General features: G+C 44.7%; 25 protein-coding genes. All 25 read left to right on the top strand.

Features of this window, described 5'->3' with window-relative positions:
- Positions 1–124 precede the first annotated feature (124 nt).
- The 25 genes from xerD to aroC all read left to right on the top strand — a co-directional run bounded on the left by xerD (position 125) and on the right by aroC (position 23,498).
- Positions 125–1,012: a site-specific tyrosine recombinase XerD gene (gene xerD / locus N2317_03115; GenBank protein MCX7816491.1), complete on the top strand. Its 888-nt coding sequence runs from the start codon at positions 125–127 to the stop codon at positions 1,010–1,012.
- A gap of 20 nt (positions 1,013–1,032) precedes the next feature.
- Complete coding sequence (locus N2317_03120; protein MCX7816492.1) at positions 1,033–3,030, top strand: tetratricopeptide repeat protein; 1,998 nt, start codon at positions 1,033–1,035, stop codon at positions 3,028–3,030.
- Positions 3,027–3,863 carry a 3-deoxy-8-phosphooctulonate synthase gene (gene kdsA, locus N2317_03125; GenBank protein MCX7816493.1) on the top strand — a complete coding sequence of 279 codons (837 nt, stop codon included), beginning with the start codon at positions 3,027–3,029 and terminating at the stop codon, positions 3,861–3,863. The genes N2317_03120 and kdsA overlap by 4 nt, the downstream gene beginning before the upstream one ends.
- On the top strand, positions 3,856–4,410 hold the full coding sequence (locus tag N2317_03130) for an HAD-IIIA family hydrolase (protein MCX7816494.1): 555 nt from the start codon (positions 3,856–3,858) through the stop codon (positions 4,408–4,410). The genes kdsA and N2317_03130 overlap by 8 nt, the downstream gene beginning before the upstream one ends.
- Positions 4,397–4,993: an LPS export ABC transporter periplasmic protein LptC gene (gene lptC, locus N2317_03135; protein ID MCX7816495.1), complete on the top strand. Its 597-nt coding sequence runs from the start codon at positions 4,397–4,399 to the stop codon at positions 4,991–4,993. Before N2317_03130 ends, lptC begins: the two co-directional genes overlap by 14 nt.
- Positions 4,993–5,577 carry a hypothetical protein gene (locus tag N2317_03140; protein ID MCX7816496.1) on the top strand — a complete coding sequence of 195 codons (585 nt, stop codon included), beginning with the start codon at positions 4,993–4,995 and terminating at the stop codon, positions 5,575–5,577. The genes lptC and N2317_03140 overlap by 1 nt, the downstream gene beginning before the upstream one ends.
- A gap of 2 nt (positions 5,578–5,579) precedes the next feature.
- A complete protein-coding gene (gene lptB / locus N2317_03145) occupies positions 5,580–6,323 on the top strand; it encodes an LPS export ABC transporter ATP-binding protein (protein ID MCX7816497.1) in 744 nt (247 codons plus the stop codon).
- A 7-nt stretch (positions 6,324–6,330) separates the two neighbouring features.
- Positions 6,331–7,797, top strand: coding sequence for an RNA polymerase factor sigma-54 (gene rpoN / locus N2317_03150; GenBank protein MCX7816498.1), 1,467 nt, complete (start codon positions 6,331–6,333; stop codon positions 7,795–7,797).
- Between the two features lie 67 nt (positions 7,798–7,864).
- The gene (gene raiA, locus N2317_03155) at positions 7,865–8,395 is read left to right on the top strand and encodes a ribosome-associated translation inhibitor RaiA (protein MCX7816499.1); all 531 of its coding nucleotides are present in this window, start codon (positions 7,865–7,867) and stop codon (positions 8,393–8,395) included.
- 19 nt (positions 8,396–8,414) lie between these two features.
- Positions 8,415–8,876: a PTS sugar transporter subunit IIA gene (locus N2317_03160; protein ID MCX7816500.1), complete on the top strand. Its 462-nt coding sequence runs from the start codon at positions 8,415–8,417 to the stop codon at positions 8,874–8,876.
- Positions 8,877–8,927: 51 nt separating this feature from the next.
- Positions 8,928–9,791 carry an RNase adapter RapZ gene (gene rapZ, locus N2317_03165; GenBank protein MCX7816501.1) on the top strand — a complete coding sequence of 288 codons (864 nt, stop codon included), beginning with the start codon at positions 8,928–8,930 and terminating at the stop codon, positions 9,789–9,791.
- Between the two features lie 690 nt (positions 9,792–10,481).
- Positions 10,482–11,681, top strand: a complete 1,200-nt coding sequence (gene coaBC, locus N2317_03170) for a bifunctional phosphopantothenoylcysteine decarboxylase/phosphopantothenate--cysteine ligase CoaBC (GenBank protein MCX7816502.1) — start codon at positions 10,482–10,484, stop codon at positions 11,679–11,681.
- 46 nt (positions 11,682–11,727) lie between these two features.
- Entirely contained in the window at positions 11,728–12,402 is a 675-nt protein-coding gene (locus tag N2317_03175) for a uracil-DNA glycosylase (GenBank protein MCX7816503.1), read from the top strand.
- Positions 12,399–13,721, top strand: a complete 1,323-nt coding sequence (locus N2317_03180; protein ID MCX7816504.1) for a nodulation protein NfeD — start codon at positions 12,399–12,401, stop codon at positions 13,719–13,721. The genes N2317_03175 and N2317_03180 overlap by 4 nt, the downstream gene beginning before the upstream one ends.
- Positions 13,722–13,767: 46 nt before the next feature.
- Complete coding sequence (locus N2317_03185) at positions 13,768–14,517, top strand: slipin family protein (protein ID MCX7816505.1); 750 nt, start codon at positions 13,768–13,770, stop codon at positions 14,515–14,517.
- A gap of 20 nt (positions 14,518–14,537) precedes the next feature.
- Complete coding sequence (locus tag N2317_03190) at positions 14,538–14,855, top strand: DUF5668 domain-containing protein (protein ID MCX7816506.1); 318 nt, start codon at positions 14,538–14,540, stop codon at positions 14,853–14,855.
- A 16-nt stretch (positions 14,856–14,871) separates the two neighbouring features.
- A complete protein-coding gene (locus tag N2317_03195; GenBank protein MCX7816507.1) occupies positions 14,872–15,663 on the top strand; it encodes an enoyl-CoA hydratase-related protein in 792 nt (263 codons plus the stop codon).
- A 293-nt stretch (positions 15,664–15,956) separates the two neighbouring features.
- A complete protein-coding gene (gene aroF / locus N2317_03200; protein ID MCX7816508.1) occupies positions 15,957–16,973 on the top strand; it encodes a 3-deoxy-7-phosphoheptulonate synthase in 1,017 nt (338 codons plus the stop codon).
- A 7-nt stretch (positions 16,974–16,980) separates the two neighbouring features.
- On the top strand, positions 16,981–18,072 hold the full coding sequence (gene aroB / locus N2317_03205; GenBank protein ID MCX7816509.1) for a 3-dehydroquinate synthase: 1,092 nt from the start codon (positions 16,981–16,983) through the stop codon (positions 18,070–18,072).
- Positions 18,072–19,151, top strand: coding sequence for a prephenate dehydratase (gene pheA, locus N2317_03210; GenBank protein MCX7816510.1), 1,080 nt, complete (start codon positions 18,072–18,074; stop codon positions 19,149–19,151). The genes aroB and pheA overlap by 1 nt, the downstream gene beginning before the upstream one ends.
- A complete protein-coding gene (gene aroD, locus N2317_03215; protein ID MCX7816511.1) occupies positions 19,148–19,831 on the top strand; it encodes a type I 3-dehydroquinate dehydratase in 684 nt (227 codons plus the stop codon). Before pheA ends, aroD begins: the two co-directional genes overlap by 4 nt.
- Positions 19,824–20,660, top strand: coding sequence for a shikimate dehydrogenase (locus tag N2317_03220; GenBank protein MCX7816512.1), 837 nt, complete (start codon positions 19,824–19,826; stop codon positions 20,658–20,660). Before aroD ends, N2317_03220 begins: the two co-directional genes overlap by 8 nt.
- Positions 20,660–21,919, top strand: a complete 1,260-nt coding sequence (aroA, locus tag N2317_03225) for a 3-phosphoshikimate 1-carboxyvinyltransferase (GenBank protein MCX7816513.1) — start codon at positions 20,660–20,662, stop codon at positions 21,917–21,919. The genes N2317_03220 and aroA overlap by 1 nt, the downstream gene beginning before the upstream one ends.
- The gene (locus N2317_03230) at positions 21,919–22,473 is read left to right on the top strand and encodes a shikimate kinase (protein ID MCX7816514.1); all 555 of its coding nucleotides are present in this window, start codon (positions 21,919–21,921) and stop codon (positions 22,471–22,473) included. Before aroA ends, N2317_03230 begins: the two co-directional genes overlap by 1 nt.
- Positions 22,437–23,498, top strand: coding sequence for a chorismate synthase (gene aroC / locus N2317_03235; GenBank protein ID MCX7816515.1), 1,062 nt, complete (start codon positions 22,437–22,439; stop codon positions 23,496–23,498). Before N2317_03230 ends, aroC begins: the two co-directional genes overlap by 37 nt.
- Positions 23,499–23,505: the final 7 nt, after the last annotated feature.

Here is a 23,505-nt window from a genome sequence, read left to right on the forward strand (position 1 = left end):
TGATTTTGCGGTTTCTCCTGGGACGATGTTTTAGAAGGTGAAATTTTCATTTACCTTTGATGGCTTGCTATATCGCATGTAAGGTGTTATTTTTAACACAAAGATTTCTCTTGGGTTACTTTTGATGTACGATCTAATAGATGAGTATTTGAATTATCTCACAGTGGAAAAAGGTGCCTCCTCTAATACCCTTGAGGCTTATAGTAGGGATATTATGCGGTTTGTGGATTTTATGGTCAGCAATGGACGTAAGTCTTTGGATGATATTACCTCGGAGGATGTACTGCTGTATCTTTTGTTTCTAGGGTCTATGGGTTTATCCCCTGTTACTGTTAACCGCAATCTTGCTGCTGTTCGAGGGTTTTTCCGGTATCTCCTTGGGGTGGGTAAGGTTAAGGCTTCACCATTTTCCGCGGCAAAGTCGATGAAAATGGGGTTTCGTCTCCCTGGTGTGATCAGCAAGGAAGAGATGTTCCGTTTGCTTTCTACGCCTACGGGGGAGTCGCCTGTTGATCTCAGGGACAGGGCGATTATGGAGCTTATGTACGCCACTGGACTTCGTGTTTCGGAAACAGTTTCATTGGAGCTTAAGAACATCAACTGGCAGGTGGGCTACCTTCATATAACCGGCAAGGGAGGGAAAGAAAGGATCGTTCCGGTGGCGAGATCGGCATTGGAGTGTGTCAGGATATATATAGAGAGAGCCCGTCCCGTATTGCTGCGTGGACGGATAAGTAACGTACTATTTATAAATAAGTCTGGCAGGCCGTTTAGCAGGCAGGGACTTTGGAAAGTAATTAGAAAGTACGCTACGAGAGTTGGTTTGGGGAAACGAGTACATCCCCATACCTTTCGTCATTCCTTTGCAACACACCTTTTGGAAGGGGGAGCAGATTTACGTTCTATCCAGCTCATGCTGGGTCATGCTGATATTTCTACCACACAAATCTACACCCATGTTACAGGTGAAAGAATCAAGGAAGTACATCGTAAATACCATCCGCGGGGATAGTTTTCTTAAGATCTGTGGTTATGAAGTGGTTGAAGTTTTCAGGTAATGTAAAGTTAATAAGGGTATTTTTGATCTTTGTTTTGGTTGTGGTGACTTTCACGGTCTCAGTCCTCGTTTTATTTTCTGCGGGAACTCTTGATTTTAATCTTTCGTTGAAACGAATGGTTGGTGCCTTTTCATCCACGTTTTTAGGAAGAGCCCCGACGGTTTACTTTCTATACGGTGAGAAAAATGGGTTGGAGTTCAAGAGTGATCTGAAAGATCCACTGGAGATCTCATCTAATGATCAGTTTGTCATAAAAGGGGTGGTAACAGATGTACTTTTCGGTGGGGATGTGCGGGTGGAAGTTCCAGGTTTAGTGGATGGTGATTGTGTTGGAAGGTTACTGAAGGGGATCGATTTTGTGAAAAAGAGCATGGAGTTGTCATTGGAAAAAGCAGGGGGTACATTTTCTGAAGGATTCTTCAGGATTTCTGTGAAGCATGGTGGCAGAGAAATTGGTTTTTTGACGGTGAAGGTAGTTATAAAACCTCAAGATATCGTATATTATGCAGCAGGAGTACAGAAAGACGTAAAGGACCAGATTGAATACCTAAAAAAACTACTCGAGAGAGATCCCGACAGGTCTGACCTGCGCAAGTTGCTGGCTTCGTTATATGTTAAAGAGGGTCAGCTTGAAGAGGCGACAAAACAGTTAAAAATGGTATTGCGGGACCGCCCCGATGATAGGGGTGCTCTCATGGCTCTTGCTGAGGCGGAGATGTCGAGGGGTGATTACAAAGAGGCAATTCTTCATTTTAAAAAACTTGTTTCCATGAATCCTAGAGATGAGATGGCCCTTGCGGGTATGGCGACGGCTTATAGAAATATGCGTCAATGGGAGCAGGCTATCCACTACTACCAGGAAGCTCTGCAACTAGCACCGCATAATAGGACTATTCGTATCCTTCTTGCTGAGACCTTCGAATTTGTGAATCGTTGGAATGAAGCGGCGGAGCAGTACACTCTGGTGCTGAAAAGTGATCCTGAGGCGTTGGATGTCATGGCTGCCCTTGCTTCCGTCTATATAAAGTTGAGGAATTACGATGGGGCTATAAATCTGTATGAACGAGTCGCCAGTAAGCGGAAAGATGCCGCCGTGTACGCCAACCTTGGTTTAGCGTATGGAGCTAAGGGGAATGTTGCGGCGGAGATAGAGAGCTATCAGAAAGCCCTAAATTTAGATCCCGCAAACGCTGTTGTTCATTACAACCTGGCCCTGGCGCTAGAGAAGCAGGGAAAGATGGAGGAAGCTTATCGATCTTTTAAAAAAGCGCTTGAGTTGAGACCAGACGATAAAGATACGCTATTGAAGTTGGCTGACATGGAGATGAAACGCAAAAATTACGGTCAGGCCGTTGGATATTATGAAAAGGTTATGGGAAAGTACGGGCTAACCCCGCTGGCTTACGTTAAGGCAGCTCAGGCATACAGCGAGTTGAGGCGCTATGAAAAGGCTGCATCTATGTATGAAAAAGCGGTAAGTATGGGGGTTCGAGAACCAGAAGTTTTGTCCAGTTTGGGCAGGATTTACGAAAGATTAGGTAAGAGCAAAAGGGGAATTAGTTTTTTTGAGAGATACGCAGGTAAAAATCCCCCTGAGGAAATACTAATGCAATTGGTTTCTTTCTACATCGATGAACGCCGCTACGATGATGCCATAAGAATTTACGAAAAGTTGCTAAAGCGAGGATCAAACAAAGCGTCATATTACTGGAATCTGGGTAGATTGTACGGGTTGAAAGGTGATATTGACAGAGAGATCGAGTTTTACAGAAAAGCACTCTGTATTGATGCGGAGGATGACAGCTTGTGGGTGAGTTTGGGTGAGGCTTATGAGAAAAAAGGGATGGTGCGAGAAGCTTTAGAGTGTTATGTTAAGGCGTACGAGTACAATCCAGAATCGGTAAAGGCGATGCGACGCATCCCGGTTCTGCGTATAAAGTTATTGGAGGAGAGGCAAAGTAAGGGATCATGAAGAAAATCGATATGGGAACCTTTAGAATAGGGGGTAATGAACCTCTCGTTTTAATCGCCGGTCCGTGTGTGATTGAGGATGCGTCAAGAACACGGGAAATCGCGTTTGCCCTAAAGGAGATCACGACCCGATTGAATATGCCGTTTATTTTCAAAGCGTCTTACGATAAGGCAAACCGGACCTCGTTTCGGTCTTTTAGGGGTCCTGGTCTGGACAAAGGGTTAGAGATTCTTATCGGAATTAAGGAAGACCTTAAAATCCCTATTATTTCTGATGTTCACCGGTTTGAAGAGATAGAACGTGCGGCTGCGGTTTTGGATGTGGTTCAGATCCCAGCGTTTCTATGTCGCCAAACGGATTTTGTCATGGAAGTTGCTCGGGCTTCAAGAGTTGTGAATATCAAAAAGGGACAGTTTCTGGCCCCTTGGGACGTAGTTCATATAATCGATAAGGTTAAGCACACGGGAAACGAAAATATAATGATTACGGAAAGAGGGACAACATTCGGCTATAATAATTTAGTGGCAGATATGCGTTCACTGAGAATCATTAGAAAATTTGGATACCCTGTGATTTTCGATGTTACCCACAGTGTTCAATTACCGGGGGGCGCTGGAGATTGTTCTGGTGGTGAGCGCGATATGGTACCCGTTCTGGGAAGAGCTGGGGTTGCGGCTGGTGTTGACGGTATCTTTATGGAGGTTCACCCCGAACCTGATAAGGCCTTTTGCGATGGGGCTAATTCCGTTCGTCTTGATGAGTTAGAATCACTTTTGTCGGTAATTTTGGAAATAGACGCAGTCGTTAGAGAAAAGGTAGGTAGAGATGGCTGATAGTAAGTCAATTTCTATGCGGGATGATATTGCTCAAAGATTGAGGAATGTGCGGGTATTGATGCTCGATGTTGATGGGGTCTTAACTGATGGACGTATAGTTATGAATGACAGGGGCGAAGAACTGAAATTTTTTGATGTGCGAGACGGGCATGGGATAAAGATGCTTATCAGGCATGGGATCGAGGTTATTTTCGTAACAGGTAGGGAGGCGCCAGTTGTAGAACACAGAGCAAAGGATCTAGGTGTGAAGGAAGTGTATCAGAAAGTTTGGGACAAATTGAAGGTATTTGAGGAAATCTTAAAGGACAAAGGTTTGGCTGGCGACCAGGTGGCTTTTGTCGGGGATGATATTGTCGATGTACCTGTTTTAAGACGCGTTGGTTTTGCTGTTGCTGTGCGGGATGCACAGCATGAGGTCAAAAATGTTGCTCACTACATTACTAAGAAAAGGGGGGGTAGGGGTGCCGTCAGGGAGGTCTGCGAAATGATTCTTAAGGCCCAGGGGTATTGGGCTGGTATAGAGAAGAAATATGATTTCTATTGAAGGTTTGCTTAATTACGTAAGGGGTGTTATACTTACAAAAAATAAGAGTAGGGTTGTACTGGTTCTAGTAACCGTTCTTGTTGTTTCTGCATTGGCAGTTTTTTTTCTTTATAAGCAGCGGGAAGATGTTGTCACTCCAGAGCCTTTGAACGGGCAGTATGACGTATTCTTTAGGGACGTTGTGTTTACGGAGACGGTTAAAGGTGGAAGCCGATGGGAGGTCAAGGCAGCGGTGGCTAAATTTCTGCAGAAGGAAAATGTTGTTAGTCTGGAGAAGGTTTCTGCGAAACTTCTGATGCCCGACGGTGGTATTTATGTGTTAAGGGGTGATGAAGGGAAGATATTTAGGGAGACGCGAGATATATTTCTGAAAGGAAACGTACTTCTCACTTCGGATAGAGGAGAAAGGATAACTACAGACAATGTATGGTACAGAGTGAGGGAAAAGAGGATCCTTACTGATTCACCTGTAAAAGTGGATAGCGAAAAGGTTAGGATTAGAGGGTCAGGACTGATTGTGGATCTAGCAAGAAGGTCCATTGTGGTGAAAGGTAATGTAAAAGCAACGGTGAAGAGCCAGTAATGACGGTGAGAGCTTTGCGATTATCATTATGTTTTGGTTTTGTTTTTACCCTGCTTTTACTCAGGTTGATAGGTTGTGACACAACGTATGGAGCTGGAGTGAAGGAGGGGGATTCGGAGAGTATTCCAATAACTGTTACGTCCGATAAGATGGAGGTGTTTGAAAAAGATCAAGCGGTAATCTTTACCGGGAACGCCCAAGCTATTCATGGTGACCGTATCTTAAGGGCAGAAAGTATCTCCCTCTTTTACAGAAAGAAGTCACAGGAGAAAAAAGTGGATATTGGGTTAAGTATTGAAAGTGGTGCGGAGTTGGAGAGGATTGTAGCTAAGGGGAAGGTTAGATTGATAAACGACCGGCGGTTGATATCAGGTGATACCGCAATTTATATTCCCGGAAATCAAGTAGTGGAAGTTACAGGAAATGCGCTGATGTGGGATGGGGAGAATGTCATAAAAGGGGATAAAATTACTTTTTACCTTGGGGAGAAAAGAGGGAAGGTCGAGGCGTTTTCCAATGATAGAAGGGTAACAGCTGTGTTGATACCATCCAAAAGGGAAGGTGTCCGGGGTTTTGTGAGGTAACGGTGAGAAGCAGTGAATGTAATGGTCTCTTAGAGGCTAGGAAGCTCTTAAAGGTGTACGGTGGTCGAAAAGTGGTCAATGGTGTAAGTTTGCGAGTAGCTCCAGGTGAGGTGGTTGGTCTTTTAGGGCCGAATGGGGCGGGAAAGACGACAACATTTTACATGATTGTGGGGCTTGTACGGCCGGACGAGGGTACAATCATACTTAATGGAGAGGACCTTAGTGAAACGCCTATGTACAAGCGGGCACGGAAGGGATTGAACTACCTTCCTCAGGAACCCTCGGTTTTCCGGAAACTAACAGTAGAGGATAATATAATGGCGATCCTCGAGACTCTGGACTTATCCCGGGAAGAGCGAAGAAGAAGGTTGAAGGAACTACTTGGAGAACTCGATCTTGTTGGTTTGGCAAAAAATTACGCTTATTCACTCTCTGGCGGTGAACGACGAAGGGTAGAGATTACACGAGCTTTGGTGACCGAACCTCGATTCATGCTGCTTGATGAACCTTTTGCGGGTATCGATCCACTCGCGGTGTCTGAAATTCAGCGAATTATAGAAAAATTGAAATCCAGGGGGATTGGTGTTTTGATATCAGATCACAATGTCAGGGAGACCTTGGCTGTTTGTGACCGGGCCTATATAATACACGAGGGAACGGTGCTTGTGGAAGGAGAACCTGACGAGATTGTCCGGTGTGAACGGGCAAAGAAGATCTATTTTGGAGACAATTTCGTTCTTGTGTAGAGGAGAGATGGTTTACGAACTAAAACAAAACCTGAAATTATCCCAGCAGTTGGTAATGACACCTCAACTCCAACAGGCGATAAAGCTGCTTCAGCTTTCCCGTTTGGAGATTGAACAAGTGATTCTTAGGGAGATGGAAGAGAATCCAGTACTGGAAGAAACACCTACAGAAGATGAGATTTCGGAAGAAGCTGGTCTGGTTGATTTGGGAGCTGTAGAAAAGACAGATGTAGTTGTAAGTGAAAAGACAAGAGAGATAACTGGAGAGGGTGATGGTAAGGACGAGTTTGATTGGGAAAGTTATCTCGAAGATTTCGGTCCTGTTGGGGTGGCCTACGAGCGGGAGGAGGAAGAGAGAAAAGCATGGGATAACTTCTTAACAAAAAGCCCATCCATGTTGGACCATCTGATGTGGCAGCTTAGGTTGTCGCCTTTTACTGAGAGGGAGATGCGGATAGGAGCTCAGATAATTGGTAATCTCGATCCAAATGGTTATCTTGTGGTGACTGTCGAGGAAATAGCGCAGCAAGAGGGTGTGGGTGTAGATGAAGTGGAGGAAGTTTTAAGGAAGGTTCAAGGATTTGACCCCCCAGGTATTGCAGCTCGGGATCTTAAGGAGTGTCTTCTGATCCAGGCGGAAGCACTGGGTATTCGTGAGGGGCTTGTGGGAAGAATAATCCAGGAACACCTTAAGGATCTGGAGACAAAAAACTACGCAATTATTGCGAAAAAACTCAAAGTTTCTGTGAAGGCAGTTCTTGAGGCTGTCTCTATCATAAGTAATATGGATCCTAAGCCGGGGCGGATGTTCCAGGAAGAGAGGGTTCAGACGATAATTCCGGATGTTTTTGTTATTAAATCTGGTGATGATTTCAAGATAGTCCTCAATGAGGATGGTTTACCGAGATTGAGGATCAGTAATTACTACCGGGAACTCATGGCCGGTCTCATAGATAACAGTCCGGATGCAGAGAAGGGTAAAAAGTACATAAAGGAAAAAATTCAATCGGCTACATGGTTGATAAAGAGTATCCAGCAGCGGCAGAGAACGATATACCGAGTGGCGGAGAGTATCGTGAAATTCCAAAGGGAGTTTTTTGAAAAGGGGATTCAATATTTAAAACCCCTAGTGTTGAGGGATGTGGCTTCAGATGTGGGAATGCATGAATCAACCATAAGCCGTGTGGTAACTAACAAGTATATGCAAACGCCCTTTGGGGTGTTTGAAATGAAGTATTTTTTCAGTAGTGGTCTTCCTATGAGTGGTGGAGGGCCTGTTGCTTCAAAAAGCGTTATGGAGGAAATACGTCGCATCATAGGTGAAGAAGACCCTGCGAAACCGTTGAGTGACAGTGAAATAGCCCAGACGCTCAAGAAACGGGGTGTTAATATAGCGAGGAGAACAGTTGCTAAATATAGAGAGATGATGAACATTCTCCCATCATCAAAAAGAAAGAGGATTACTTTAAGATAATGTTTGACTTTTATATCGGAGATAAATATAGGCACCTTTCTTCGAGATAGTTTAATGGAGGGTTCAGATGAAAATATCACTTACATTTAAAAACATAGAAAGCGAAGACTGGTTCCGAAAATACGTGGAGGAACGTTTGGGAAAGCTTTCTAAATACCTTGGTGGACCTGTGGATGTTCATGTGGTTCTGTCTGTGGAAAAATTTAGGAATGTGGCAGAGATCAATCTTTCCGATGATGGTTTGATGTTTTTTGCAAAAGAGGAAGCCAAAGAGATGGTGTTGGCCATTGATGAGGCTGTGGAAAAGATAGAGCGTCAGCTCAAAAAACACAGGGAGAAAGTGAGAGGTTATAAGGTTACAAACCGTAATACCCTGGCAGAAGGGCTGTCCTCACCGGATAGAGAAATGGAGGGTGAATCGAGAATTGTGGAGACGCGGCGGATAGTTTTGGAACCTATGTCACATGAGGATGCTATAATGAAGCTGGAAACGTCAAAGAATCGATTCGTGGTGTTCAGAGATGCGTCAACAGAAGCGGTTTGTGTCCTGTACAAACGGGACGACGGACATTATATGATGATACAAACCGTAGGTTAATATCCTCGCGGGGGTATTTATGGAAATCGCGGAGATGTTAGATAGGAAATGCATCCTAGATGATATGAAAGCCGCTACTAAACGGGAAGTTCTTTATGAACTTTCCGAAACTCTTTTGTCAATCGCCCCTGATCTTGACATCGATGAAGTGGTAAACGTGCTTTTGGAGAGAGAGAAATTGGGTAGTACGGGCATCGGTGATGGGATAGCAATCCCTCATGGGAAGTTAAGCAGATTAGACAGAATTCTCCTTGCTTTTGGCCGAAGCAAACAAGGGGTCGACTTCAATGCTATGGATGGGAGACCTGTCCGCCTTTTTTTTCTCCTCCTTGCACCTGAAAACTCTGTAGGTCTGCATCTTAAAGTTCTGGCCAAGCTATCCCGGATGTTGAAGGATGAGAGTTTTAGAAAGGAACTTTTATCGGCACCGGGTAGTGGAGATATATACAGCATAATCAAGGCAAGGGATGAGCTCAGTTAGCACGTAAGCAAATTATTATTCTGAGATCGCCTAATTTTCGTGAGTAATTTCATGGAACCAATAAAAGTTGTGATTATTACCGGAATGTCCGGGTCAGGGAAAACCACTGCACTTAGAGCGCTCGAGGACATAGGTTTTTTCTGTGTTGATAACCTGCCTGTCGTTTTGCTACCCCGTTTTATCCAAATTCAGTCCGAAGCTGTTGATCGGATCTCCCGCTTAGCTGTTGTAATGGATCTTAGGGAGCGCCGTTTTCTGGAGAAGTATCCAGGGATATTCAAAAAATTGAAAGAGAAAGGTTATGGTGTTGAAATTCTCTTTCTTGATGCTAGCGACGATGCACTTATCCACCGGTTCAACGAGACGAGGCGTCTACACCCTCTTTGTAGAGGTTCTGTTGTAAAAGGTATCAGAATAGAACGGGAGAAACTTGCTTCTCTGAAAGAGATTGCAGATAAGTTGATCGATACCACTTCTTTCAATACACATCAACTGAAAGATGTTGTTCAGAGGATTTTCAGCGATGAGAAAAGCAGACGTCCTTTCTTTGTTAATATTGTTTCCTTCGGATATCGTTTTGGTATTCCCTCTGATGCGGATATAATCTTTGATGTCCGTTTTCTGCCAAATCCTTTTTTTGTTGAAGAACTACGGAATTTTGATGGTCACGATAGTAGAGTGAGGGAATTCGTTATGGAATCTGAAGACGCAAAGGTATTTATCGGAAAGTTGTTCGATATGATGTCTTATCTGATGCCACTCTATGAGAAGGAAGGCAAGATGAGAATCACGATCGCCCTGGGATGCACCGGTGGAAAGCATCGTTCAGTCGTTATAGCAAACGAGCTTTTCTCTTACTTCTCAGAGCAGAATTACGAAGTTGCGGTAAATCACCGCGATATTAGCAAAAGCTAGCAGCGTTCTTTTTTTGATCTTGCTATTAACGTTGTCCTCTATCCAATGAGGGTTCCACCAATCCTTAGGATCAACTACATGTCCCATAGATTAGTTGCGAATAGTTTGATGATCGCCTCATACCAACCGTGGGGTTCTATTTTCCCCTCTTATACTTTAGGCTGTTGGCCGCTTCCACAGGAGCAATGGTGCATAAGCAAGGTCGAACACTGAGATCTGTGTTTTTGCCGACCACATGCATAAGGTCACCGGTCTCCAAAATCTGCCATGGGGTAGATTATGTATCAGAAAATGTAGAATCCATTGTTATTTACGGAAGAAGATATACTTCGAAATTTAGGCACTTTTCTGGGAGGGCCATCCCGTGACTTAGTGGAGTAGTTTCAAGGATTCAGTAAGGTTCAGATGAAGTGCTCTCGTTACCCGTCGAATCCTGTACATTAATTGATAATCTTTGGTTCCTCATTGTGGGTTTAGCGGGATCTAGATGGTTATGTACCATCCGATTATAGACACTGAGAAAAATAAACCGGTTACACATGGAACTACTATTTTGGTGAATTGCTTTTTTTGGGTCATCGATGTTTTAATGAAAAATTTGGGGTGTGCAAGGTTTTTAGAAAGAGCTCTTGATATCTGGGGGTCTTCTTGTTACTATGAATTTTGTAACCATTTTTGGAGAAATAAAGAATGAATGCGAGAAAGAAAAATGTTTTACTTGGTATCTGTGGAGGGATCGCAGCTTACAAAGCGGCCGAATTAACCCGCTTGCTTTATCGTGAGGGTTTCAATGTCCGAGTTGTAATGACGAAAAATGCTAAGGAATTCATAACAGCTCTAACATTTCAAGTACTTTCTGGTAATCCTGTTTTGGATGACATGTTTGCAGGGGAGAGATCCGGCATTAATCATATTGCTCTTGCTGATTTTGCTGAACTTTTCGTTATTGCCCCTGCGACGGCGAATGTGATCGGAAAAATTGCCGCTGGTATCGCTGATGATCTCTTAACCACCACAGTGATGGCCGTTAAGTGTCCTGTAATAATCTGTCCTTCCATGAATGTGGCTATGTACGAGAATTCAGCCCTGCAAGAGAATTTGGAAATACTCCGGAAAAGGGGAATTTACATTATTGAACCTGTTGTGGGAGAACTCGCTTGCGGGGTAGAAGGCAAAGGGCGTCTACCGGAACCGAACGTGATACTGGAAGAGATAATTTATCATACAACGGAAAAGGACCTAACTGGAGAAAGGATTCTGGTTACGGCGGGACCCACGAGAGAGCCGTTTGATCCAGTTCGGTTTATCACCAACTATTCTTCGGGTAAGATGGGATATGCAATCGCTAGGGCAGCGAGAAGACGGGGGGCGAGAGTTGTTCTTGTAAGTGGGCCTACATCTCTGGAGGCACCCCAGGGTGTACGGGTGGTGAATGTGGAAAGCGCAAGGGATATGTACAGAGCTGTGTTGGAGAATCTTGACGATGCCACGGTGGTTATAAAAGCGGCTGCAGTTGCAGATTATAGACCGGCTGTGGCGGCTTCCTCGAAGATAAAGAAAAGATCGGGACCTCTAACACTTACGTTGGAACGCAATCCGGACATCATAGGGGAGATAGGGAAACGGAAAGGTAATCGTATCGTGGTTGGTTTTGCGATGGAAACGGAGAATCTTCTAGAAAATGCATTACAGAAGTTGAAAAACAAAGGAATGGATTTGATAGTGGCAAATGAGCTGGGCGTACCAGGTGCCGGTTTTCAAAGTGATACCAATGTGGTGAAAATAGTTATGAGGGATGGTTCAGTGGAAACTTTGCCTTTGTTGCCAAAGATTGAGGTGGCTAATGCTATATTGGATCGTGTTAAAATGCTCATTGAGAGGAGAACATAATCGATGGGTGAGCTAAAAGATATCCTTTTAGCTCGACGGATGTTCTATGAAAAGCTATAAAGAGGAGCTCTTGGAAATTGTTGTTTCTTTGAAATCTTGGCTTATGGATCCCCGGATTGAGAAGAGTTTTTTACCCCGGGGTAGATTGGTCGAGAGCATTGAGGAAACTCTTGAGGATATAAAGGTTGATCTGGAGTGTTGTCGCCGCTGCCAACTTCATCGGTATCGTAAAAACATCGTTTTTGGGGAGGGGAATCCCAAGGCAAGACTGGTATTTGTCGGAGAAGCCCCAGGGGCTGAGGAAGACGAACAGGGAAGACCTTTTGTGGGTAAGGCGGGTCAACTTTTAACCAAAATAATTGAGGCTATGAAGATGAAGAGGGATGAGGTTTACATTTGCAATATTTTGAAATGCAGACCGCCTAATAACAGGGATCCACTACCCGATGAAATAAGCGCCTGTGAACCATTTCTCATTCGGCAACTGGAAGTCATAAAGCCAGAGGTAATTTGTGCCCTTGGATCCATCGCTGCCCGCACACTTCTGAGAACAGAAGTACCCATTACAGCTCTGCGTGGTCGCTTCCATTCGTACAAAGGAATAGACCTCATGCCTACTTATCATCCCGCCTATCTTCTCCGTAATCCTGCGGCCAAGAGGTACGTTTGGGAGGATATGCAACTAGTAATGAAGCGTATTCGCGAAGGTAAGGTTCAATGACAAATTCTAGAAGTGTATTACTGTGGATTTTATTCCTTGCCGTTGTTCTGATACCTCTTAAATCGGCTGTCTGTGATGACGCGAAACCGGTGTTTGACGTGATATCGGTGAGTGGGCCTATAACACCACCGATAGCTGAGTACATGTTAACCAGCATCAGAGAAGCCGCAAAAGAAGGAAGGGAAGGTTTGATTGTGGTTCTGGATACACCTGGAGGGTTGGATCTCGCTATGAGGGATATAGTTAAAGGTATCCTGGCAGCACCACTGCCTGTTATAGTGTACGTGCACCCTGCGGGAGCACGGGCAGCATCGGCAGGAGTTATTATAACAGTAGCGGCTCATATTGCTGCCATGACACCGGGAACTAATATAGGTGCAGCTCATCCAGTTGCTGTGGGTTTCGGCAAGCTCGACAAAACTATGATGGAGAAGTTGGAAAATGATGCTGCCGCCTATGCCAGGGGTATTGCAAAGAGCAGGGGGCGGAATGAGGATTGGGTGGAAAAAGCTGTGAGAAAAAGTGCTTCTATCACCGCTGAGGAGGCTCTTAAGAGGCAAGTTATCGACATAATAGCGGCGGATTTACAAGATCTGTTGAAGCAGATTGAAGGTCGAGCTGTTAAGATTGGAGAGAAAAAGAAGATTGTGAGAACTGCAGGAGCCGTGGTGAAAGAAAAGAAAATGGGAACAAGGCATAGAATTCTTGCCACGATAAGTGATCCCAACATCGCGTATCTTTTGTTTCTCCTCGGTCTCGCAGGACTTTATTTTGAGTTTTCCCATCCTGGAGCTATTCTCCCCGGGGTAATAGGAGGTATTTCACTTATACTAGCCTTTTTCGCAATGCAAACCTTGCCCGTGAATTATGCTGCCGTTTTGCTTATCATACTAGCCATAATCCTTTTTATCGCAGAGATGAAGGTTGCAAGCCATGGCATATTGACCGTAGGTGGCATAATTTCTTTGATTATTGGTTCTCTTATGCTATTTGAATCACCAGAACCAGCACTTAGGGTTTCTATGAAGGTTATGATTCCTGCCTTGGTTATGATTTCTCTCTTTTTTGTGACAGTTATATTTCTTGTCATTAGGGCCCAGAGGAGAAAGCGTCTGACAGGTAAGGAGGGTATGATTGGTACTGAAGGTCTGGCAATTACTGATGTACATACGGAAGGTAGGGTTTTCGTCAAAGGAGAGTACTGGAATGCCTTCAGTGATAAGCCTATTAACAAAGGAAACAAGGTGAGAGTTACAGCTGTGGAGGGCTTGCGCCTACGGGTGGAAGGTTTGCCAAAAGATGGAAAATCCCAGCATTAAGTGGAATTAGTAAAAAATTTAGCAGTTATGAGGGAGGGTTAATATTATGGTGTACACAGTTACCATTTTGGTCTTGTTGGTAGTTATTTTTTTGGCCTCTGCCATTCGGGTTCTCAACGAGTATGAAAGGGCTGTAGTGTTCCGTTTGGGAAGATTAATAGATACGAAGGGGCCCGGACTCATAATTCTGATACCCATTGTTGATAAAATGGTTAAGGTGGATATGAGGACCATAACCATGGATGTTCCACCCCAGGATGTTATCACCAGGGACAACGTGTCCATAAAGGTCAATGCGGTCGTTTATTTTCGGGTGGTGGATGCTAATCTTGCAGTAACAGAGGTGGAAAATTTCCTGTATGCCACGTCACAATTAGCACAAACAACGCTCAGAAGTGTTTGTGGTCAAGTCGAGCTGGATGAAATTCTTTCGGAGAGAGAAAAGATAAACCTCCATATTCAGGAAATCCTGGATAGGAGTACCGATCCATGGGGGATAAAGGTTACTCTCGTTGAGGTTAAACATATAGATCTTCCTGAGGAGATGAAAAGGGCTATGGCAAAGCAGGCAGAGGCTGAGCGGGAGAGAAGAGCTAAGGTAATTAATGCGGAGGGTGAGTATCAAGCCGCACAGAGGTTGTTGGAGGCTGCCTCTTTAATGGCCAAGGAACCCATTGCAGTGCAGTTGAGGTATCTCCAAACACTGAGTCATATAGCTTCAGAAAACAATTCCACTACAGTGTTCCCCATTCCCATAGATTTATTCCGGCCTTTCTTGAAAGGAATGGAAAAGTAGAATACGTTGAGAGGGTGGTCATGGATAAAAGAGAAAAGTTCAACATCATCACGGGGGGGATGATTCTGATTACCTTGGGTGTTCTTATCATTCTCAATAACACCCACATATGGTCGTTCGGTCACAGTTGGCCCGTGCTTCTGATCATAATTGCGATTGGTGTTCTTATACAGCATGTAAAAGATATTGGTGGTTGGATAATCCTCTTTGTTGGATTTATTTTTCTTCTCACAGAAGGTTTTGGCATAGAAATCTACATGCTGGGTAAGTATCTACTTCCTGTTTTGCTTATAGTTATAGGTGCCAACGTGCTTATGAAATACAGAAAAAGGAAATAATAAAAAGGAGGGTACCATGGGTTATGAAAACATCATCGTTGAAGTTGAAGCCGGTGTGGAGACTATACGCCTAAATAGACCGCAGGCCTTCAACTCATTAAACGACGCGATTGGAGAAGAGCTGGAGGCGGAAATAGAAAACTGCGCTAAAGATCCTTCGATAAAAGTATTGATTATAACTGGCGAAGGAAAGGCTTTTTGTTCTGGCGGTGATATAACGTTTTTTAAGAAATACTTTGAATCTGATCCTTCGGAGCCTTTTAGGCAGCTTATAAAGAGACTTAATATCGTTATACTTACCATTAGGAAAATGCCCAAACCTGTTATTGCAGCCATAAATGGAGCTGTAGGAGGAGCGGGATTTAGTCTGGCAGCTGCATGTGATCTGAGGATATGTGCCTCTTCTGTTAGGTTCCGCCAGGCTTACACTTCCATTGGAATGACGGGTGATGGCGGCTGGTCGTTACTTGTTCCTCTTCTCATTGGTTTTGGTAAGGTTACGGAATTACTGCTTTTGGATCCTGTATTTGATGCTCAACAAGCCCTTGCATGGGGCCTGGTACATCAAGTGGTGGAGGATGGGGAGCTTGAAAGTACGGTTAAAGGTGTTGCGCGGAAACTAGCTACAGGTCCTTCAACGGCATTTGCAATAGCGAAAGAAAACTTAAACCAGGCTATGCTTGGTCTGCTGGAAAAACAGCTCGAGTTGGAGAGAATGGGTATGATTAGGGCGTCTTACACGTCGGATTATATAGAGGGTGTGCATGCTTTTCTGGAAAAGCGGGCACCAAGGTTTACCGGAGGGTGAGGATATTTGGGATTTAGCGTTTAGTGAAAATTTATTGACATGCATTTATATTTTTACTAAAATGAAATAAATTTAAAGGATGCGCGATGGATAGACCGCAACTCATTTCAACACGCTATTTTTGGTTTGGTTATTTTTACGTGGGGAGGTCTGCCCATTGCGCCCCGAGGTTTTTAACGTAAGGTAAGCTAAAAGAAAAAACCAAGGCCGTGGGCAGAGGAAAACTCCCCACGGCCTTTTAATTTTTCTGGTCGTAGGGAGTGTAAGGGTCCCGGCAGGCGTGGAGGTGATCCATGGTTATTGTAATGAAGAAAAACGCTACGGAACAACAGATTAACACAGTTATTGAGTGGATAGAGTCCGTTGGTTACAGGACCCATCTATCGAGGGGAGTGGAGAGAACCATCATTGGTGCCATTGGGGATAGCAGAGGTCAGAATCATCTGACGTATCTCAGCATTATGCCCGGTGTGGAGAAGGTGATGCCAATTCTGAAACCATATAAACTCGCCAGTCGGGAGTTCAAAGAAGAGGATACAATTGTAAGGGTGAGGGACATCCAAATCGGGGGCAACAGATTTACAGTGATCGCAGGTCCCTGCGCCGTCGAAAGTGAGGAACAGCTCATGGAATGTGCTTACGTAGCGAAGAAAGCGGGTGCTCATCTGTTGAGAGGAGGCGCATACAAACCACGAACTTCGCCTTATAGTTTTCAGGGTATGGAAAAGGAAGGATTGATCATTCTCAGGAAAGTGAGTGAATGCACTGGGTTACCTGTGGTTACAGAAGTGGTAAATACCACTGATGTTGACCTGGTCGAGGAATATGCAGACATCATCCAGATAGGAGCAAGGAATGTACAGAACTTTGCCCTTCTAAAGAGAGTGGGAATGGCAAGAAAGCCTGTCCTTTTGAAAAGAGGTATGATGACTACTATCGAAGAGCTTTTGATGTCAGCAGAATACATTCTTTCCTCAGGGAATAGCCAGGTGATTCTCTGTGAGAGAGGCATCCGGACGTTCGAAACGGCTACCCGCAATACACTAGATATAAGTGCCGTTTTGGTACTTAAGGAATTGAGTCACTTACCCGTTATAGTGGATCCCAGTCATGCATCCGGTAATTGGAGATACGTGATACCTTTAGCACGAGCTGCAGTGGCTGTGGGTGCCCACGGTGTTATCGTCGAAGTACACCCTGAACCGGAGAAAGCAGTGTCTGATGGTATGCAATCTCTGAAACCGGAGAAATTTTATAGATTGATGGAAGAAGTCACTTTTCTGGCACGCACTATAGGGAAGGAGGTGTAGGTTCTAGATGAACCGCATTAGGGTAAATCTATCAAGCCGCACAGCTGATTCCCATGAGATAATAATTGGTGCTCATATTCTTGACCGGGTGGCTTTTATTATATCCAGGAGTGGGTGGGGTAACAGATATGTCATCATAACTGACGAGAATGTTTTAGAGATCCATGGTTCGACTGTTCTTGATCATTTCCGGGCAGTGGGGATTCAATGTGATGTTCTCACTATTCCCCAGGGTGAGTGTTCTAAAACTATGCTTACATGTTTGAAATTGGCGGAACAGCTTGCGGACTTAGAAGCGGATCGGAAAACCGCACTTGTTGCCCTAGGGGGTGGGGTTGTGGGAGATATTACGGGATTTCTCGCCTCCATATACATGAGGGGTGTAAGTTACATCCAGATTCCTACGACATTGATGGCTCAGGTAGACAGTGCCATTGGAGGAAAAACGGGAGTTAACGATGAAACTGGAAAGAACATTCTGGGAACATTTTATCAACCGACGGCGGTGTTCATCGATGTTTCTTTACTGAAGACATTGCCTGATTGTGAGTTTCAAAACGGAATTGCGGAGATTGTCAAGTACGGTATTATAGAAGACCCCTCGTTGCTCGATCTGTTGGAGGAAAATTTTACTGAATTGAGAAGAAACGAGTCGATACTTGTAGAGACTGTAGCCCGTTGTTGCAAGATAAAAAAGGGAATCGTAGAGATTGACGAGAAGGAGCTAAGTATTAGGAGGGTTTTGAACTTCGGTCATACAGTGGGACATGCAATTGAGGTGGAATCGCAATTTTCAATTTCGCATGGGAGAGCGGTGTCCATAGGGATGTGGGTGGCTACTTGTTTGTCGGAAGCTTTGGGTTACCTCTCGTCTGAATCCCGCATAAGGGTCGGTGAGATCTTTGGTAAGCTTAACCTTCCTATGCAGATCCCCAGTTATATAAGTGTTGAGGGATTGATGGAAAAGGTAAAGAGGGACAAAAAGAAGGAAGGTGAGAAGATAAATTTTGTACTTCTTAAAAAACTGGGTATGCCTTTTATAAATGGAGGTGTTCCTATGGAAACTCTACGGCAGGTAATAGAGGGGAATATGAGCTGATGGAGATTACATTAGAAAGGATTCGGTTAGCCATACGGGAAGTTGATGAAAAAATAGTTAGTTTGCTTAATGAGCGGGCACGTCTTGCGGTACAGATTGGCAAACTGAAGGAAATTAAAAATGTAGATATTTTCGACCCTGTTCAAGAAATGAAGGTGTTGAATCATATAAGCAACGTAAACCATGGCCCAATGAGCGATGAAGACCTAAGAGCTATTTACAGGGAAATACTTTCCACCTCTCGAAAATTGCAGAAGCCTCTCACCGTTGCATGTTTGGGACCGGCTGGTTCCTTCAGTCATATAGCTTTGAGAAAGGTGTTCGGAAGTAGTGTGGAGGTGTGTTTCACACCGAATATCGGAAATGTTTTCGACGAGGTGGAGAAAGAGAAGGTAGATTACGGACTTGTGCCCCTCGAGAATTCTCTTGAAGGTTCTGTGACACAGACATTAGATCGTTTAGTAGTGACCACCCTCAGTATTAGGGCCGAGATTTGTCTTAGGATATCTCACTATCTTTTGTCTAATGAAAAATCACTTAGAGACATAAAGAGGGTTTATTCTCACCCTCAGGCACTTGGCCAGTGCCGCGAGTGGTTGTCAAGGAACCTTCCCCACACTACCTGGGTGGGTGTGGATAGCACGGCAGATGCTGCTCGTAAGGCAGGGGTTGATGAGGGTTCGGCAGCCATAGGAAGTTATCTAGCTTCAGAAATTTACGGTATTCCTATTCTTGAAAGAGGCATTGAGGACTACCCCCATAATATTACTCGATTTGTGGTTCTTGGCAGAGGAGAAACAGCACCTACAGGTATTGACAAAACGTCCATCATCATTGCTACACCTCATGTTCCAGGAGCACTGTACCGGGCGCTCGAGCCCTTTGCTCAGGAGGCGATTAATCTTTTGCGTATTGAATCCCATCCTAGCAGAGAACATATATGGGAATACAGGTTCTTTATCGATCTGGAGGGACATGTGGATGATCAGAAGGTCAGAAGATGTTTAGATGAGGTTAAGAGAAGGACAACACTACTTAAAGTTTTAGGATCGTATATGCAGGATAAGGGGGTTGTATGATCTGTGTTTCCATATTACCTGAAACAGAAGAAGAGGCAAAGGATCTGATCATACGTGCATCCGGAGTTGCAAAAGCTGTAGAGTTGCGGATCGATAGGCTTAAATTTCCCAATCTTGAACTATTAAGAAAGTTCTGTACCGGTTATCTGGTTGTGACAAATAGGCGTAGGGAAGATGGGGGGTACTTTGATGGAACGGAGGAGGAGAGAATTGAGTCTCTTAAGGAAGCTGTAATATCTGGGGCCGATTATGTAGATGTGGAATTGGGCTCGGATCATAAGCACATTGATGGCTTAAGGGAACTGATAGATCGTGAGGGTAACAGGACAAGATTGATCATATCCCATCATGATCTTTCGGGCACACCACCACTCAACGAGATGAAGAATATATATTCCATGTGTCGTTCACTGGGGGCTGATGTGGTAAAAATTGTAACAAACGCCCATTCTGTTGCAGATAGTCTACGTGTCCTTAATCTCATTACGTGGGCCCATGAAGCGGGCGAAGAGATAATCGCCTACGCTATGGGTAAGGCGGGTGTGATAAGTAGGGTTATGGCCATTCTCCTTGGGGGCCACCTGAATTACGTTTATCTGGATGGGGAATATTCTACAGGTACGGGTCAATTAAGTTTGACAGAAATGATTAAAATCCTCGAAATGGTAGGACGTGAATAAGAGTTCGGCAAAATACGGAGTTTTTGGAGACCCTGTATCTCATAGTTTGTCTCCTCTGATGCACTTAGCCGCTTTTCAGGCTTTGGGTGTTAATGCGTCTTATGAGGCTTACACAGTTTCGGATGCCGAGAGGTGCATGGAGATCATCAGGAAGCTTGATATTATAGGAGCAAGTGTGACCATGCCATTGAAGGAGAAGGTTTTGAAATACTGCGATCATGTGGATCGACATGCAGAAGTGGTTGGAGCGGTGAATACCTTAGTTATTTCGGGAAATAAAATAAGTGGTTACAATACAGATTGGATTGGGGTTAGAGAGGCTGTTGGGAGTAGAAAAAACGTTAAGGGAAATGTGGTAGTAGTTGTTGGTGCAGGAGGAGCTGCTCGTGCGGCGGTGTACGCTGTCATTCAGAATGGAGGTATTCCTGTGGTTGTGAGTCGCAGAAAGGAACAAGGGGAGGCAGTAGCCCGCCATTTTGGTTGCCAGTACTGTCCTTTAGGTGAGATTGGAGATCTGAAGGCCGATGGTATGATAAACGCAACCCCTGTAGGTATGACACCATTTACCTCTCATATGGTGGTTGAAAGGGAGGTACTTGCACGTTTTAACTGGGTGATGGATATGGTCTATAAACCTATTGAGACCAAACTTCTAAGAGAGGCCTCTGCGCTGGGCATCGAAACGATAGATGGTGTGTCCATGTTTGTGCATCAGGGGGCGGAACAGTTCAGGATGTGGACTGGTATGAACCCTCCTTTGAAGGTTATGGAACAGGTAGTCCGGTTGGCGTTGAATGATCTAGCTTCTAGTTGTGGGGAGAAGATTTAATGGAAATTAGATTTATAGCTCCGGAGCATAAGCGGGAAAGGACTGTGAGAGTTCCAGGATCTAAGAGTTTAACACAAAGGGCTTTTGTTATAGCATCGCTCGCTGAGGGCAATTCTCTCATAAGGAATGCCCTGCTCTCTGAGGATACGAGGCTGTTGATGGAGTCTCTTGCTCGTTTTGGGGCGGATTTTAGTGTGAGTGAAGAAGGTGTTTTGGTTAAAGGGACAGGTGGTAAGCTGAAATCTACAGATCGACAAATTTATCTCGGGAATAATGGGACGGCACTTCGTTTTCTTCTTAGTATCGCCGCCTTGGGGAAAGGTGTATACCGTTTTACGGGAGATCCGCGCCTTCAGGAGAGGCCCGTTGGTCCCCTTGGGGAGATTTTGGTAAAGATGGGTGCGCGTATTGAATATCACAAAAAAGATGGTTGTATTCCCTTAGATGTTCATCCGTTTCGGTTACAAGGTGGAAAGTTCCGACTGCAAGATATGGAGAGTAGTCAATTTGTTTCGTCATTGATGATAAGTGGTGTTTTTACAGGGAAAGGTTTGGAAATCGTATTGGAAGGCAAACTTTTATCCCTACCGTACATTCACATGACAGCGGAGGTCATGCGGGCTTTCGGTGTGGATGTGGAAGTGAGATCCAATAGGATAAAGGTGCCTGGAGGACAATGCTATAAGGCAAGGGAGTGGGCGGTTGAAGGTGATGCTACTAGTGCCTCGTATTTTCTGGCTCTTGCTCCCCTGTGCCAGAAAAAAATTAGGGTTGAGAGCATTTCAAGCAATTCGGTTCAGGGTGATATAGGATTTCTAAGGATTCTCGAGAACCTCGGTTGTGAAATCCAAAATGGAGAAAATTGGGTTGAAGTCAAAGGGGGGAAAATGCCCACAGGTCAGCTTGAGTTCGATATGGGTGATATGCCTGACCTCGTTCCCACTTTGGCTGTTATTGCCGCTGTTCGTCCGGGTAGGACTGTGATAAAGAACGTGCCTCATTTGCGCATAAAGGAGAGCGACCGGATAGCGGCACTGGCGAGAGAATTATCGAAGATGGGAGTTGAGGTCATAGAGAGGCCTGATGGTATGGTGATAAATGGTGGTAATCCACGTGGTACAGAAGTGGAAACGTATAACGATCATCGTATTGCTATGAGTTTTGCCGTTTTGGGAAAGGTCGTGAAAGGAGTGTCCATCAGAAATCCTCGCTGTGTGGATAAGTCCTTTCCCAGTTTTTGGATTCTTCTTGAGGGGTAATGGAAAAAATATTTTTGATAGGATACCGATGCACAGGGAAGACAAGTGTGGGTAGAAAATTGGCAGAGAAGCTTGATGTATCTTTTTTTGATAGTGATGAATTGGTGGTAGAAAGAGCTGGATGCTCGATTTGTGATATAGTGTCCAGGTGGGGTTGGCCTTATTTTAGGACTTTGGAGAAGGAAGTTGTGAAATATCTAGCAAAGGTGCAAGGTCCTGGGGTGGTGGCTTTGGGAGGTGGATCAGTTATGGATGAGGAAAATGTTGATGCGCTAAGAGGAAAAGGTTTCTTTGTGTGGTTGTATGCCGATGTCAATACAATTGTCAGTCGTATGATTAAAGATAAGAAAACGTCATCTACACGTCCTTCACTCACTGGAGATGACGTTTACGGAGAGACACAGCAAGTATTGAGTATACGTGAGGGTGTTTACAGATCAATAATGGATGCGAAAATAGATACGAGAGGGAAGGAATTGGAACGTGTCGTTGATGAAATAATCTGGGAGCGGGAGAAGTGGCGGGTAACACGATTGGACAGCTGTTCAAAGTAACCACGTGGGGTGAATCCCATGGGACTGCCTTGGGTGTTGTTGTAGACGGGTGTCCTCCGAGAATTCCCATTTCCCGTGACGAGATTCAGGAGGAACTGGAAAGGCGAAAGCCGGGAACCGGAGATGGAACTTCGCCACGGAGAGAATCTGACACCGTTGAGATTCTCTCCGGTGTCTTTCAGGGAATGACAACTGGAACCCCTATTGCCATGATCATAAGGAACGTAGACACCGATGTTACCCCATATGAGACTATGTCTCGCATCTTCCGCCCGGGACATGGAGATTATACGTACTGGAAGAAGTACGGAGTGCGTGACTACCGCGGTGGAGGAAGAGCGTCTGGTAGGGAAACGGTAGCCCGTGTTGCTGCTGGTGCTATTGCTAGGAAAGTAATAGGTTTAGCGGGTATTGAAGTTCATTCGTACACGATCTCTTTGGGTGGGGTAGTGGCAAGAGAATTCTGTCCTGAGGTCGCAAGGGGTAATGTTCTACGCTGCCCTGACGAGAAGGCGGCTGAAGCAATGCTTGATGTTTTGGAAAAATGCCGCAATCAGGGGGATACCGTTGGAGGTGTGGCAGAGATACGTGTTAGGGGATGTCCACCTGGGCTTGGGGAACCGGTGTTTAATAAGCTAGACGCAGACCTTGCGGCGGCATTGATGAGTATAGGGACTGTTAAGGGTGTCGAAATTGGTGCGGGATTCAAGGCTGCTTTTATGAGGGGTTCGGAGTGTAACGATGCTATGGAATCTGGGGGATTTTGTTCTAACCATGCAGGTGGTATCCTGGCGGGCATAAGTACAGGGCAGGACATAGTTATCAGGGTTGCTTGTAAACCTATTCCTTCCATTAGACTTGAGCAAAAGACGGTGGATATAGAAGGGAGACCGGTAAAGATCAAGATCGAAGGACGTCATGATGTTTGTGTACTGCCAAGGATTCTCCCTGTATGTGAGGCTATGGTATGTATCGTTTTGGCTGATCATCTTTTACGACAGAAGGCTCTGGGATTGGTGGAGTAGATTTATA

It is taken from the genome of Syntrophales bacterium (genome assembly GCA_026417625.1).
Lineage (GTDB): Bacteria > Desulfobacterota > Syntrophia > Syntrophales > UBA8958 > JAOACW01.

Bases quoted from the DNA above. Each gene is read 5' to 3' on its own strand.
- kdsA (MCX7816493.1), top strand. From the start codon at position 3,027: ATGAAGAAAATCGATATGGGAACCTTTAGAATAGGGGGTAATGAACCT.
- N2317_03190 (MCX7816506.1), top strand. From the start codon at position 14,538: ATGGATAAAAGAGAAAAGTTCAACATCATCACGGGGGGGATGATTCTG.
- pheA (MCX7816510.1), top strand. From the start codon at position 18,072: ATGGAGATTACATTAGAAAGGATTCGGTTAGCCATACGGGAAGTTGAT.
- xerD (MCX7816491.1), top strand. From the start codon at position 125: ATGTACGATCTAATAGATGAGTATTTGAATTATCTCACAGTGGAAAAA.
- aroF (MCX7816508.1), top strand. From the start codon at position 15,957: ATGGTTATTGTAATGAAGAAAAACGCTACGGAACAACAGATTAACACA.
- N2317_03195 (MCX7816507.1), top strand. From the start codon at position 14,872: ATGGGTTATGAAAACATCATCGTTGAAGTTGAAGCCGGTGTGGAGACT.
- N2317_03175 (MCX7816503.1), top strand. From the start codon at position 11,728: ATGAAAAGCTATAAAGAGGAGCTCTTGGAAATTGTTGTTTCTTTGAAA.
- lptC (MCX7816495.1), top strand. From the start codon at position 4,397: ATGATTTCTATTGAAGGTTTGCTTAATTACGTAAGGGGTGTTATACTT.
- N2317_03130 (MCX7816494.1), top strand. From the start codon at position 3,856: ATGGCTGATAGTAAGTCAATTTCTATGCGGGATGATATTGCTCAAAGA.
- N2317_03180 (MCX7816504.1), top strand. From the start codon at position 12,399: ATGACAAATTCTAGAAGTGTATTACTGTGGATTTTATTCCTTGCCGTT.
- rapZ (MCX7816501.1), top strand. From the start codon at position 8,928: ATGGAACCAATAAAAGTTGTGATTATTACCGGAATGTCCGGGTCAGGG.
- N2317_03185 (MCX7816505.1), top strand. From the start codon at position 13,768: ATGGTGTACACAGTTACCATTTTGGTCTTGTTGGTAGTTATTTTTTTG.
- N2317_03140 (MCX7816496.1), top strand. From the start codon at position 4,993: ATGACGGTGAGAGCTTTGCGATTATCATTATGTTTTGGTTTTGTTTTT.
- rpoN (MCX7816498.1), top strand. From the start codon at position 6,331: ATGGTTTACGAACTAAAACAAAACCTGAAATTATCCCAGCAGTTGGTA.
- N2317_03120 (MCX7816492.1), top strand. From the start codon at position 1,033: ATGAAGTGGTTGAAGTTTTCAGGTAATGTAAAGTTAATAAGGGTATTT.
- raiA (MCX7816499.1), top strand. From the start codon at position 7,865: ATGAAAATATCACTTACATTTAAAAACATAGAAAGCGAAGACTGGTTC.
- N2317_03160 (MCX7816500.1), top strand. From the start codon at position 8,415: ATGGAAATCGCGGAGATGTTAGATAGGAAATGCATCCTAGATGATATG.
- N2317_03230 (MCX7816514.1), top strand. From the start codon at position 21,919: ATGGAAAAAATATTTTTGATAGGATACCGATGCACAGGGAAGACAAGT.
- coaBC (MCX7816502.1), top strand. From the start codon at position 10,482: ATGAATGCGAGAAAGAAAAATGTTTTACTTGGTATCTGTGGAGGGATC.
- aroD (MCX7816511.1), top strand. From the start codon at position 19,148: ATGATCTGTGTTTCCATATTACCTGAAACAGAAGAAGAGGCAAAGGAT.
- aroA (MCX7816513.1), top strand. From the start codon at position 20,660: ATGGAAATTAGATTTATAGCTCCGGAGCATAAGCGGGAAAGGACTGTG.
- aroB (MCX7816509.1), top strand. From the start codon at position 16,981: ATGAACCGCATTAGGGTAAATCTATCAAGCCGCACAGCTGATTCCCAT.